We start from the raw sequence: 14248 nt of genomic DNA, 5'->3' as shown, positions 1-14248 counted from the left end.
CGCAGCAGAGCATCAATTTTATAATTTTAGACTTTGATCTCCAGAAGCTGAATAAACTCAAAAGCTGGCTCTTCATAAGGATGACTTTCTTTCAGCGCCTTGGCCACTTCGACTGCCTTTTCATCCGGCACCAGAATTTCTACCCGCCATTCTTGTACCTGTTCCAGTTTACCCACTTCACCAATATGAGGATCTGCACCTTCCTGCGGCTTAAACTGTCCGGTTCCTAAAACTTGCCAGGCACAATTCGTATACTCACCAATACCGCCCGCTCCTGCTGAAAATACTGCATTCTTGGTGTCTTCCAAGTTTTCATCCGGCACGTAGTAAATCAGCTTTAACATATATTCCTTCCTGAAATTCAGATGCTTGTCGTATTGTGAAGGGCTTGGGTAATCATCTTCAATGCAGGATTTTGAGAATTCTTGTTAAATGTTGCATATAAACCCAGTTTTGGCAGTGCCTGATCAGTCTGGATGATTTTCACATGATCATTCAAAAAACGCAGTAAATATTCGGGCGCAAAACTAAAGCCCATGCCCATATTGGTCAGATTGATGTGTTGCAAGACATTGGTCACCCACAACAGCTGTTCATGTTCGAACTGATCAATGCAGAGCAGTTTATCCAGCTTTTCATAAAACACGGGGGATGCGTTCTGCTCGCACATAATCATATTGTGATTTTTGAGTTCCTATAATTTCAGGATTCGATCTGTAGGATGTAAATGCTGAGCGGTAACCAGATAAATTTGCTCGGTCAATAAATGAATATTGTCAAAATCGGGATGATCCAGATGAAAACGGGTAATACACAAATCCAGTTCAGCATTTTTTAGCCGCTGAATCTGTTCCATACAGGTCAGGCTATGCAAGTGAATTTTTAAGTCAGGCATGGTTTTTTTAAGCTGCGCCAGAATCTGAGGCATCACCTTGATTTCTGCAACATTCAGAAAGCCAATATGAATCTGATTATTTTTCTGCTGTGCGAGCTGGCGTGCTGCTACTGCCAGCTTGGCATTTTCCAGTGCTTTTTCCGCATAGATCTGAAAAGCACGCCCTTCATCGGTAAGTTTGACTTTTCTGGATGAACGATCAAACAGGTTCACCCCAACTTCCTGTTCCAGATCCTTAATTTGCTGGCTTAATGACGGTTGAGCAGTAAACAGCTTTTCGGCAGCCTTGGTAAAACTTTGTTGCTGCGCCACAGTCATAAAATAGCATAAATGTCGAAGTTCCATAAGCTGCCCGGTTTCTGATCAGGTCAGCATCTTAAGATTAACCCGCGCATTGCAAATAAGAATAGGTCGATAGTTTATATGAATATCGGTATATGAACAGATCCTGTTTTACTAGACTGCATGACCATATAGATGGCTTGTTCTTCACGCATATACATGGAGTCTTGTATGACACAGCATTATGACACTGATGTTTTGATCATTGGTACCGGTCCTGCAGGTTCAACATTGGGTTTGGCTTTGGCCAATTATGGTATCAAGGTACAACTGTTTACCCAGTTTAGCTGGCTGGCCAATAGTCCACGCGCACATATTACTAACCAACGTGCCATGGAGGTATTACGTGATTTAGGAGTTGAAGAACAGGTCAAAGAAATTGCTACACCTTGGGAACAAATGGGTGAAAGCCTGATTACTACCAGCCTGGTTGGCGAAGAAATTGCGCGCATGAGTGCCTGGGGTACCGGTGAGGAACGTTATGGTGACTATATCAAAGGCAGTCCATGCCCACTGGTTGATCTGATTCAACCAAAAATGGAAGCTTTACTGGTGAAGAATGCGGGTGAACGAGGCGCCGTTTATAACTTTAATACTGAATATCTCTCTCATGTACAGGATGAACATGGCGTCACAGCGACTTTCCTGAACCGGATTACCAATACTGAATTTAGCTTAAGAGCGAAATATCTGGTCGGTATGGATGGTGCCAAGTCACGCGTACTGGAACAACTTGGTTTGCCATTGGAAGGTGTCATGGCCCGTGCCGGTACAGTGTATGTGACCTTTAAGGCTGATTTGACTAAATATGTGCAGCACCGCCCTGCCATCCTACAATGGATTGTCAATCCAGAAGCGAGTTTTGGTGATCTTGGTATGGGCTTACTGCGTGCCATTACACCGTGGAATGAATAAATTATGGGCTGGGGCTTTGACATTTCCAAAGGTGAGCCACAAGTCACTGAAGAACAGGTTCGGGCACGTCTTAATACATTTGTTGGTGCTGAAGTAGAAGATGTCGAAATTCAAAAACTGTCTTACTGGTATGTGAACCAGACCCGGGCAACCGAATATTCCAAAGGCCGTGTGTTCTGTGGCGGAGATGCAGTGCATCGTCATCCACCATCCAGTGGTTTAGGTTCGAATACCTGTATGCAGGATGCCTTTAACCTGGGCTGGAAACTGGCTTATGCAGTCAAGGGCTGGGCTGCGCCTTCCCTGCTGGATTCCTATACAATTGAACGTGCACCTGTGGGCAAACAGATCGTGTCGCGTGCGAACCAGTCACGTTTTGACTATAAATACCTGAAAGAAGTCTTTGGTTTTGATCAAGGCGTGGCTACACAAAAACAAATGCTGGAACGTATCTTTGCTGAAGATGAGCAAGGTGCTGAAATCCGTCAAAGCTGTTTAAAGCATTGGCAGTTAAAAACTATGAGTTTAATGCGCAAGGTGTAGAGTTAAATCAGCGCTATACCTCTAATGCAGTCATTAGTGAAGCTGAGCCTGAAAGATTTGAGCGTGATCAGCAGCTTTATCTGCAAGCAACAACACGTCCGGGTGCTAAAGTGCCACATACCTGGCTGGTTAATACCAATGGTCAAAAGCAGTCCACTCTGGATATTACCGGTAAAGGTCGTTTTACCCTGCTGACTGGTTTATCGGGTAAAGGCTGGAAACAGGCGACCGAATCACTGAACTTACCTTATTTGGATGTAATTCAAATCGGTTCACGTGACTACCGCGATGTGTATGGCACCTGGAATGCCAAGTCTGAAATTCATGAATCTGGTGCAATTCTGGTTCGTCCGGATGGTTATGTCGCATGGCGTTATCAGGACAGTACCAATGATCAGTTTGATTTTGTGAATACACTGAAGGCGGTGTTGAAACAGATTCAATTAACTGTTTAGAGATAAAGAGCCACCTTCGGGTGGTTTTTCTTTATTAGTGGTAAAAGAATTATAGTTGTCGATCATTAAGATTATACATCTTTTCCCTAATATCTCATTATTTTAAAAATACCCTACGGCATAGATGCCACTCGTCAACTCGTAGGACATAGATGCCCATCAGGCTAACAAAGGATTTTGGTTACTTTACGGAATATATTTCTCATTCTTCAAAGTAACCAAGACGCTTCATTAAAAGTAATACACACATAAAATCAAAAATGAAAAAAACCACCTCTCGGTGGCTTTTATTAAATCTGATGATCAAGAACCCTGTAGCAAATAACTGCCTAGCAAAAATAGCACCTGTAAACCAACAACAAAACCAAATAACCACCAACCTTTCTGACGTAGTTCCGTTCTATCTATTATTCTGAGTGTTTTAGCCATGTCATCACCTCATACATGAGTGTTGATACTAAAATGATCTATATCATCTTTGCTTTAAAATGCATATCTATTGTGCATAAATTACACAATATCACCTCTATACCTATATAAAAGCAAAATCCAAACCAGTTCAGTGAGAGATTAAAAATAAAAGCAAAATGCTTTAAAAACAAAAAACCACCGAATGGGTGGCTGAGTATCTACATCTTACTGAATAAATTACTATTTTTCCATATGATAAATTTTAGTTATTGTTTTTAAAAAACTATTAATTACAATAATCATTTCGCGGCATTATCATCGAAGTACTATCCAATGCTTTAGAAAATTCTACTTTTTCGTAAAAGCGTTGTTTAGTATTAGTTGTGATTTCCTCTATACTTTTTCACAACATTCAATGAAACATGATTTTCAAGCGGAAATACATCGTATATGCACGAGATTGCTCGTGCGACTTCAAAATTTAATCTTCTCACATGAATCGTGTCAGTTTTATCTACCATTAATACTGCTTGCGCTGAGCTTTGGCAACTATCCTATTTTTTAGCCGTATCGATTCGATGAAAGTTCACTCCCCACATATACCACTCACAACCTGCTAAAAACGTGAATATAAACACTGTCATTATTTTTATAATTATTTTATGCATCAAATAAAGCTGTAATAAACTCTACCTCTAAATTCGTAATACAATTCAGCTAAATTCAACTGACATATGAAAATTATACAAAACGAGTTTTGGCAAATAAAAAAAGCCACCTTCCGGTGGCTTTCTCAACTCACTGATTTAATTAACCAATAAATTTACGAGCATTACGGAACATACGTAACCAAGCACCGTCCTGATCCCAGTCTTCTGGTTTCCAAGAATGCTGGATTGCACGGAAGTTACGCTCAGGGTGTGGCATCAGGATCGTTGCACGACCATCTTTAGAGGTCACACCAGAGATACCTTCAGGCGAACCGTTCGGGTTCAATGGATATTGCTCAGTTGCATTACCCTGGCTATCTACATAACGCATGATTACCTGGTTATTGGCATTCAACGCAGTAATGCTTTCAGCTGATGCAACCACACGACCTTCACCATGAGCCACAGCGATTGGCAGGATTGAGCCTTCCATACCTTCAAGCAATACAGAATGAGATTTCTCTACACGAACGTTTACGCTACGCGCTTCAAATACTTCTGACTTGTTGCGATGGAAACGAGGCCATGCATTCGCACCTGGAATCAATGGAGCCAATTGAGACAACATCTGACAACCGTTACAAATACCTAAAGAGAAGGTTTCCTGGCGGTTGAAGAATTTCTCAAACTGGTCACGCAGTTGCTGGTTAAAGAGTACTGATTTTGCCCAGCCGCCGCCTGCACCCAATACGTCACCATAAGAGAAGCCACCACATGTCACCAGACCTTCGAAATCATCAAGGCTGATACGGCCTGCCAACAGGTCGCTCATGTGTACGTCAACTGTACTAAAACCAACTTTGTCGAACGCAGCTGCCATTTCGACATGACCGTTGACACCTTGCTCACGCAGAATAGCCATGCTTGGACGACGTGAGTTAATGAACGGTGCTTCGATTTGTTCGTTCAGATCAAATGTCGGTTGAGCAATCAAACCTTTGTGCGCTTTGTCTGTAACTAATGCAAATTCCTGATCCGCAGTTTCTACGTTGTCACGTAAACGCTGGATTTGATGAGAAACTTCAGTCCAAGCCACTTGCAGGTCAGCACGTTCAAGTACCAGACCATTTACAGATAACTGGTCAGAGTTATTCACTGTACCAACTACAGAGATCGCATCTTTCAGAGTAGAAGCAGCGATTTCTGCTTGCAATGCTTCCCAATCTGCTTTCGCAATTTGCAGAACTGCACCGATTTCTTCAGCGAACAATGCTTCAACTGATTGGTCTTCTAGCGCCACACCTAAGCGTGCAGCAAACATCATTTCTGCAACAGTCGCTAATAAACCACCATCACCGATGTCATGGTAAGCCTTGATCAGACCACGGTTGTTCCAATCTTGAACCAGTGCAAAGAATGCTTTGAAGTCATCGAAGCTATCAACATCTGGAGTTACAGAACCGATGGCTTTATACACCTGAGCCAGGATCGAACCGCCCAGACGGAACTGACCCTTAGACAGATCAATACGAACCAGTACAGACTCAATATTTTTCAGCTCAGGGGTTAATGTTTTACGAACATCAGTGACTGGTGCAAATGCAGTAATCACGCCTGACATTGGAGAAGTCACAGATTTGTCTTCGCCTTCGTCATCCCAAGTGGTACGCATTGAAAGCGAGTCTTTACCGACTGGAATTGCGATACCCAATGCTGGGCACATTTCCATACCAATCGCTTTAACGCCTTCAAATAGGGCTTGATCTTCACCCGGTTGACCCGCAGCAGCCATCCAGTTTGCAGACAATTTAATGTCGCTGATTTGATCAATCTTCGCAGACATGATATTCGAGATTGATTCAGCAACAGATAAACGCGCAGAAGCTGCTGGGTTTAACAATGCAACTGGTGGACGTTCGCCCATTGCCATTGCTTCACCAGTGTAACCTACAAGGCTTGTTGTGGTGACTGCAGCATCCGCTACAGGCACTTGCCATGGACCAACCATCTGGTCACGTGCAACCATACCGGTAATCGAACGGTCACCAATGGTGATTAAGAATGATTTAGAGGCAACCGTCGGGTTCTTAATGACACGATAAATCGCATCTTTAAGATCAGTCACTTTAGACGCATCGAAGTCGTCGCCTTTGCGTTCAGCTGTTTCGTATGAGCGGCTCATACGCGGTGTACCGCCAAGCATTACCTGCATTGGCATATCCACAGGCTTGTTGCCGAACAATGGATCTTCAACAGTCAAGTGACGCGCTTCAGTCGCTTCACCCAATACCGCAAACGGACAACGTTCACGTGCACAGATTGATTCAAATAATTCTAATGAAGACGGGCGGATCGCAAGCACATAACGTTCTTGTGCTTCGTTTGACCAGATTTCCATTGGAGACATACCTGGCTCAAGCGATGGAATCTTACGCAGATCAAGTACCGCACCAAGCTCGTGATCGTTTACAAGTTCAGGCATTGCGTTTGAAATACCACCCGCACCCACATCGTGTACTGAAACGATCGGGTTGTGATCTTCCATGCGCCAGCAGGTATCAATCACTTCCTGACAACGGCGTTCCATTTCCGGGTTTTCACGCTGTACAGAAGCAAAGTCCAGGTTTTCACCAAGTTTACCGCTGTCTACAGAAGACGCTGCACCACCGCCAAGACCGATCAGCATCGCAGGACCACCAAGAACGATCAGTAAATCGCCTGGCTGGATTGCATCTTTTTCAACATGGTCTGAACGGATGTTACCGTAACCACCGGCAATCATGATTGGCTTATGGAAACCCTTGACTTCGCCATTTACATTTTGTTCAAAAGTACGGAAGTAACCATTTAACGCAGGACGACCAAATTCATTGTTGAACGCGGCACCACCCAATGGACCTTCAATCATGATTTGAAGTGGAGATGCCATACGTGATGGTTTGCCGTAGTTTTCTTCCCAAGGCTGTTCAAAGCCAGGAATATTCAGGTTAGATACGGTGAAACCAGTTAAACCAGCTTTTGGCTTACCACCACGACCAGTCGCGCCTTCATCACGGATTTCTCCGCCTGAACCTGTCGCTGCACCGGCAAATGGTGCAATCGCTGTTGGATGGTTGTGGGTTTCCACTTTCATCAGGATGTGAGCAGCCTGGCTCTTGTATTTATAAACGTGTTGACCGTTTTCTTCTTGCGTTGGGTAGAAACGCTGAGTATCAAAACCAACAATCACCGATGCGTTGTCTTTATATGCTGACAATACGTCTGTTGGTGATTCTTTATAGGTATTTTTGATCATCTGGAATAATGACAATGGCTGAACTTCACCGTCAATAGTCCATTCAGAACCAAAGATTTTATGACGGCAGTGTTCAGAGTTTGCCTGAGCAAACATCATCAGTTCGATGTCATTCGGGTTACGGCCCAGTTTAGTGAACGCTTCTGTCAGGTAATCAATTTCCTGATCAGACAGTGCAAAACCAAACTCGTTATTGGCTTTTACCAGTGCTTCTTTTCCTTGACCCAGAATATCAATCGAGTTCAAAGGTTTTGGCGCAGTTTCGATGAATAGTGCAGCCGCATCTTCAATTGCGTTAAATACGCTTTCAGTCATGCGGTCATGCAAGACCTGTAATGCTTCTGTAGAAAGCTCTTTTACACCCTTCAGCGTAAATAAAACACCGCGTTCAAGACGATGAACCGGTGTATTACAATTCTTGAAAATATCAGTCGCTTTCGAGGACCACGGCGAAATCGTGCCGACACGTGGTGTGACTAAAATCTGGATTTCATCACTTGCAGCCTGGTGCAGTTCAAATGATTGACCATCGTTGAGAAGCTGTAAAGCGGATTGCTGTTGTTGCTCGTTGAGCGCTTGGTCAAAAAGATAAACAAATTGACTTTCTAGTGATTGAACAGAACTAATTGACGACAAACGCGAAAGTAGTTGAGTTTTCTTAAAAGAAGAATGTGCAGGTGCACCGGCAACGATAAACATGCTGATTTTGGCTCCACGGGATGGTCTTGTGAACCATGCCACAATGTGACTTGAGAGAGCGCATATTCTACTGTGAAATACTGGAATCAGCTAGTGAGGAATTAATAAATCTGATCGCTAAACTATCAGGATTTTTAAAATAATACTTTTATTTTCAGTTAAAAAAATTTAATGTAGTCGATTAGATTAACACATTTTCTTGCAGAAAAATCAAAACCGTTAAAGTTTTATTTTTAGTCGCAAAATTGTATTATTTTTCAACAACAAATTTATCTAGAATTAAACTTTCTTACTCGCTTCAGTGTGCCGAATACCTTAAAAAAACTCCCTTTATTTGAAAATAAATATTTCTTGTCGTCCATTGAAGTATCTTAATATTAAAATCATCTTTTAAAAACTCTTTACCCTTATCTCACTTTAAGACGGCAACTTATGTCGCAACTCCATATATTTTTAGCTCCATTTTTGGCATCATGCATTAAAGAATTGATTGAATAATGATAAATGACTCAAATGCGTTGGCTGGAATTACTCTCCACTGTCCGTATTGGCAGCAAAAAGCAAAGTTCTGAACTGGCGCGTAGCCCGTTCCATAAAGACTATGATCGTATTATTTTTTCGCAAAGTTTTCGCCAGTTAAATCGTAAAACTCAGGTCCACCCTCTGACTCAGCATGATGGCATTCATACCCGTTTAACCCATTCACTGGAAGTGTCCTGTATTGGGCGTTCCCTGGGTATGCTGGCTGCGGAAAAAATCAAGGATCAGTTACCTCCCTGGATTTCTCCTGCCGATGTCGGTGCCATCATTCAGGCTGCCTGTCTGGCACATGATATTGGTAATCCGCCTTTTGGCCATGCCGGTGAATACGCTATTCGTGAATGGTTTGATGATGCCTCTCATACTGATTTCCTGAAAAATTTAAGCCCGGAACAGGAAGCTGATGTTCGTCAGTTTGAAGGCAATGCGCAGGGTCTGCGCCTGCTGACCAAGATTGACTATCATCCTAACGATGGCGGTATGCGTCTGACCTATGCCACGCTGGGTGCTTACTTGAAATATCCATGGCTCTCTCAGACCATCGATCCTACTGGCAATACGCCAGCCAGCCATCGTCCGAAATTTGGTTGTTATCAATCTGAAAAAGAGATTTTAAAAGAAATTGCTGAACAGCTTGGACTGATACAGCTGGGTGAATATCGCTACTGTCGTCATCCCCTAACCTATCTGCTCGAAGCTGCCGATGATATCTGTTATGCCCTGATTGATCTGGAAGATGGCATCAGTCTGAATATGCTCAGCTATGGCGAAGTAGAACCAGTATTTTTAAACTTGTTAGGGGATTATGGAACACCATCCGAGATCGGGATGCCGGATACAACCTGGCAGCAAAAAATTGCTGCCCTGCGTGGCCGGGTAATGAAACGTCTGGTAGCTGAAGTCACGACGGCATTTGCCCATCACCAGCAGGAAATTCTGATGGGCCAGCTAAAAGGCTCATTGCTAGGTTATTGCAGTTCAGACATAGAGATTGGGATTAACCGGGCCAAAGAACTGGCGAGAGACAAAATCTTTGAACATCCGCAAAAAGCCGGTCTGGAAATTATTGCCCATCAGAGTCTGCAAACCATTCTAGATGCCTTTATTCCACTGACCACACCCCATAAAAACCTGAGCTTTAAGGAACAGCGCCTGATGGCGATTCTGAACCGTTCAGGTGCACAGTTCCATGCAGATCATTATGACAATATCATGCAGGTACTGGATATTATTTCCAAGTTTTCGGATCATCAGGCTTATAACCTGGCTCAGGAACTGCATGGCAATAAAGCTGGATTAATTTAATAATCTATACGATTTGCTGATAATCTCGACAAATCGCAACTTTTTGATTTGCAGTATTTTGCCTTTAGACCGAATGCTGACTACTATGCCCGTATTGAAATTGAGTATTTATAAAAAATGATTGGATGTCTGATTGGTGAAGTGCTGGCACTGGAAGCACCGACTGTTTTGTTGAATGTAAATGGTATCGGTTATGAAATTGATACGCCACTGACCACTTTTTGCCAGCTGCAAAAAGGCCAGAAAATTACCCTTTGGACACATTTGGCCGTGCGTGAAGATGCCCAGTTACTTTATGGCTTTATTAATGCACAGGAAAAAACTATTTTCCGCACCTTATTAAAGGTGAACGGCGTTGGCCCTAAAATGGCACTTGGCATTCTGTCTACCCTGAGTGTAGAAATGCTGATTCATACCGTTGAACATGAAGATGTGAATACGCTGGTGAAAGTGCCCGGCGTAGGCAAGAAAACCGCAGAACGTTTAATGATTGAATTACGTGACCGCTTTAAAGCCATGGCTTCAAGTACAGCACCAAGCAACTCTACCACTGAGCAAATCCAATTTACTGGCAATTCTGCAGTGGCAGAAGCGGAAGCTGCATTACAGTCATTGGGTTACAAACCTCTGGAAGCCCAAAAACTGGTTAATGCAGCCAAAGGTGATTTTACTGAAGCCAGTGATATTATCCGTGCGGCATTAAAGTCGATGAATAAATAATAGGAAAATGACTTAATGTTAAATAAGTTTGTTTATTCTCCTATTTTCAATACTTGACTAGCGACATGGATGTCGCCAGTTGAGTTGGGGTACAGGACGTACCCTCAACTCAACAAAAGATTTTTGTTACTTTTGATCTTTCAAAAGTAAAACAACGCCTACACAATGGCAGCTAAACACAAATCATTATTTGAGGCTGTTTCCGCAGCATCAAACAGCTTCAATAAAGAGATTAAGTTATTAGATATGCAAGACCGTCTCATCAGTGGTTCTGAAAAACCCGAAGATCAGTTTGATCGTGCGATTCGCCCAACCTCCCTCGATGACTACATTGGTCAGCCAGTAGTTCGTGAGCAAATGGAAATCTTTATAGGTGCAGCCCGTGGCCGTGAAGAAGCCCTTGATCATACCCTGATCTTTGGTCCTCCCGGTCTGGGCAAGACCACGCTGGCCAATATTATTGCACGTGAAATGGGTGGTAATCTCAAATCCACTTCTGGCCCAGTGCTTGAACGTGCAGGTGACTTGGCGGCCATGCTGACCAACTTAGAGGAAGGTGACGTTTTATTTATTGATGAAATTCATCGTCTTTCACCCGTCATTGAAGAAATTCTTTACCCGGCGATGGAAGATTACCAACTCGACATCATGATTGGTGAAGGTCCTGCGGCACGTTCGATTAAATTGGATTTACCGCCATTTACGTTGGTGGCTGCTACCACACGTGCAGGTTTGCTTACCTCTCCGCTGCGTGACCGTTTCGGGATTGTGCAGCGTCTAGAGTTCTATTCAGTTGAAGACTTAACCCATATTGTTAAACGTTCAGCGAGTTTGATGGATGTGCCTATGACCGACGAAGGTGCGCTTGAAGTTGCTCGCCGCTCTCGTGGTACACCACGTATTGCTAATCGTTTATTACGTCGTGTGCGTGACTATGCACAGGTCAAAGGCACAGGCGAAGTGACCCAAGACATGGCACAACGTGCGCTAGATATGCTGAATGTCGATAAAGATGGTTTAGATACACTCGACCGCCGTTATTTATCGATGTTGCTTGAGCGTTTTGATGGTGGTCCTGCCGGTGTTGAAGCGTTGGCTGCAGCAATGGCTGAAGATTCAGGAACGCTTGAAGATGTGATTGAGCCGTATTTAATTCAGCAAGGGTATGTGATGCGTACTGCACGTGGTCGTATTGCCACCAATATGGCGTATTTGCAGTTTGGGATGACACCGCCTGAACCAAAAGATAAGTGATTTTAAAAAGCAGCTTAAGCTGCTTTTTTATTAATCTTCATAAATAAGTTTAAGTTCATCATTCAAATAGTTTTGCACCAAAATTTCACCCACTTTAAACTCTTTTATCCATTGATCAAGACTTTCACTCAAAGCTGGTTCATGCATATTGGCAGTATATAGACTCCAAGAAAGTAATTGCATTCTTCGAAAATGTTTATTTAATTCTTGTGCATGTCGATTTTCATTCCCTAGATATACTTTTAGACGATTTATAGAGCTTTGATAATTATTAAGTACTATCTTGAAATCACCATGATGCCTAGAATGAAAAAAATCATTAAATTTCTGTTGTCGTATCTCATTAATCCCTATTTCAATTTGGTTTTGTATATTTCCAGCCAAGTAAAGATTATCACTCACTAACTCTTTTATTTTATCCAAAATATTATTTCTATTTAATATTTTCAGTTCTATAATCTTTAACCTTTCTTGTTGCTTTACGAGATTTTTATTAGAAACGATTTGGCTTTCTGTTGATTTCTTCACAATATATATATAGTAATTAAGAATCCTATAAAGCTAATAAGAGCTGATGCTATAACACTAATTACAACAACCCAATCTGTCGAGTGCTGCACATCTAAATACACTTTCTGATCTTTCGGCTATTTTAAAACGACTGCTTGTTTTTCTTCTACTGCCACAACTTGCCCTTTTTATTTTAAAGCGACTATTCATTTATCATATTCTAAACACTTTCAAAGCATTACAAAAGAAAAAGCCAACTGACCATGTCTAAATCAGTTGGCAAAAGCACAAACCTATTTTTTTCTAAGTTTTTATTCAGACTTATTTTGTGTCTTTCTTAAACTCCTTAAAGTCCGCTTTACGAATCATGGCATGAATTCCTTTGGTTTTATCTACCACTTGAGACACTTCAAAATCCGTTGCAGCACTTAAGTACGCATAAGCAATTTCTTCTGAAATCCCGTATTCATCTACAAGAAAACGTACTGCTTCACGAGTCGACTTACGCATCGCTTCATCAAGGTCTTCATCTAAACCTGGTGTAATCCAAAACTCATCATTTTCACCCAAAGGCTGCTTCAACGATTTACCTGGTATTTTGTCACTCCCCGCTTTTAATACCGTAATTTTAAAGGTCGCACGTGCAGAACCTTCAAGTGCGGTCAATGCGACCTCACCATCACCTTGAACAAAATGACTATCACCCGTATAGAACAACGCACCCGGCACTTGTACAGGATAGTAAGCCGTCGCACCTGCGGTTAAATCATTAATATCAATGTTACCGCCATAGAACGATGGTGGCACAGAATGCACAGGGTCGCTCGTATTTGGTGCAACGCCCATCGTGCCCATAAACGGATTCAGCGGGAAACGAATCGCTTTACCAGATTCAGTTTTTAAAACGCCTTCCCAAATACCCTCTTTATTCTTTTCAATTGGAGTAAAGATGGAAACATTGCCATAGGCTTCTGGGTTTGCAGGCGATGCATGATCATGCTTTTGACGCTTAGGAAACTCAGGCAATGTGCCTTTGCCATGGCGGTTCGAAATCACACCATACGGCACACGTGGCTCAACCTTTAAAATCTCGACTTTTAAAATATCACCTGGCATCGCATCTTTCACATAGACAGGTCCGGTAATAATATGTGGACCATCTTTATGGAAATCGTGCTTTAACTTAGAACCTGTAATCAGTTTCGCTTCAGGCAAAATATGCTCAGGTTTCACACCTTTAGAAGTGAAATACTTTTCAGCATCACGTCCTTGGTCTTCAAGCAAGCCTTCATGCGAAACTGTATCAAAGGTAATAGTGCTGCCCGATGGAATGGTCAACACAGGTTTGGCATCTTTGTTAGGTAAATAGCCCCAAGTGATGGTATTCAAGGTGCTTGGAACATAATAATTCCCTTTATATTCCCCACTTTTGAGTAAGACTGGTTTACTTTCAAGCTGTTTTAAAATTTTAAAATCTTCAGCTGCCGCATGTGCAGAAATAAAAGAAAAGCTTGCTGCTACAGCAAGAGACAAAGCTAAAGGTTTTAACATATGTTCAAATTCCATGAAAAATTAATGCAAGCTAACTTCATGCAATCCTAATGCCAATCTGGTACATACCCCATCATAAATATTCAAAATTTAATCATTTGATCGATCTATACTTCTTTGAATAAATTTCAATATAGGAAGCAGGTATATAAAGAGAGAAAAA

Annotated in this window: 8 protein-coding genes and 2 pseudogenes; 4 read left to right on the top strand and 6 right to left on the bottom strand. The window is 42.2% G+C overall.

What is annotated here, in order from left to right:
* Positions 1-26 precede the first annotated feature (26 nt).
* Positions 27-344 carry an NGG1p interacting factor 3 protein, NIF3 gene (locus tag ACS72_RS14265; RefSeq protein WP_048882457.1) on the bottom strand — a complete coding sequence of 106 codons (318 nt, stop codon included), beginning with the start codon at positions 342-344 and terminating at the stop codon, positions 27-29.
* Positions 345-361: 17 nt separating this feature from the next.
* Positions 362-1240: pseudogene (locus ACS72_RS19010) on the bottom strand (LysR substrate-binding domain-containing protein).
* A 168-nt stretch (positions 1241-1408) separates the two neighbouring features.
* On the opposite strand from ACS72_RS19010, the pseudogene ACS72_RS14250 reads away from it, so the two are divergent.
* Positions 1409-3150, top strand: a pseudogene (locus ACS72_RS14250) (FAD-dependent monooxygenase).
* A gap of 303 nt (positions 3151-3453) precedes the next feature.
* On the opposite strand, the gene ACS72_RS18910 reads toward ACS72_RS14250, so the two are convergent.
* Positions 3454-3579 carry a KGW motif small protein gene (locus ACS72_RS18910; protein WP_004815134.1) on the bottom strand — a complete coding sequence of 42 codons (126 nt, stop codon included), beginning with the start codon at positions 3577-3579 and terminating at the stop codon, positions 3454-3456.
* A 792-nt stretch (positions 3580-4371) separates the two neighbouring features.
* Entirely contained in the window at positions 4372-8205 is a 3834-nt protein-coding gene (gene purL / locus ACS72_RS14245) for a phosphoribosylformylglycinamidine synthase (protein WP_004892203.1), read from the bottom strand.
* A gap of 504 nt (positions 8206-8709) precedes the next feature.
* Between purL and ACS72_RS14240 the strand changes: the two genes are divergently transcribed.
* From ACS72_RS14240 to ruvB, 3 genes are all read left to right on the top strand, one after another.
* Positions 8710-10050, top strand: a complete 1341-nt coding sequence (locus ACS72_RS14240) for a deoxyguanosinetriphosphate triphosphohydrolase (RefSeq protein ID WP_048882454.1) — start codon at positions 8710-8712, stop codon at positions 10048-10050.
* A gap of 117 nt (positions 10051-10167) precedes the next feature.
* Positions 10168-10770, top strand: coding sequence for a Holliday junction branch migration protein RuvA (ruvA, locus tag ACS72_RS14235; RefSeq protein WP_008303701.1), 603 nt, complete (start codon positions 10168-10170; stop codon positions 10768-10770).
* A 246-nt stretch (positions 10771-11016) separates the two neighbouring features.
* On the top strand, positions 11017-12024 hold the full coding sequence (gene ruvB, locus ACS72_RS14230; protein ID WP_048882478.1) for a Holliday junction branch migration DNA helicase RuvB: 1008 nt from the start codon (positions 11017-11019) through the stop codon (positions 12022-12024).
* A 30-nt stretch (positions 12025-12054) separates the two neighbouring features.
* On the opposite strand, the gene ACS72_RS14225 is transcribed toward ruvB, so the two are convergent.
* Both ACS72_RS14225 and ACS72_RS14220 read right to left on the bottom strand, forming a co-directional pair.
* Positions 12055-12552, bottom strand: a complete 498-nt coding sequence (locus ACS72_RS14225; RefSeq protein WP_228156231.1) for a hypothetical protein — start codon at positions 12550-12552, stop codon at positions 12055-12057.
* 303 nt (positions 12553-12855) lie between these two features.
* Complete coding sequence (locus ACS72_RS14220; protein WP_048882477.1) at positions 12856-14085, bottom strand: acetamidase/formamidase family protein; 1230 nt, start codon at positions 14083-14085, stop codon at positions 12856-12858.
* Positions 14086-14248 lie beyond the last annotated feature (163 nt).

It is taken from the genome of Acinetobacter sp. VT 511 (genome assembly GCF_001077515.1).
Taxonomy (GTDB): Bacteria; Pseudomonadota; Gammaproteobacteria; order Pseudomonadales; family Moraxellaceae; genus Acinetobacter; species Acinetobacter schindleri.
This window is presented reverse-complemented; position numbering and strand designations above follow the sequence as displayed.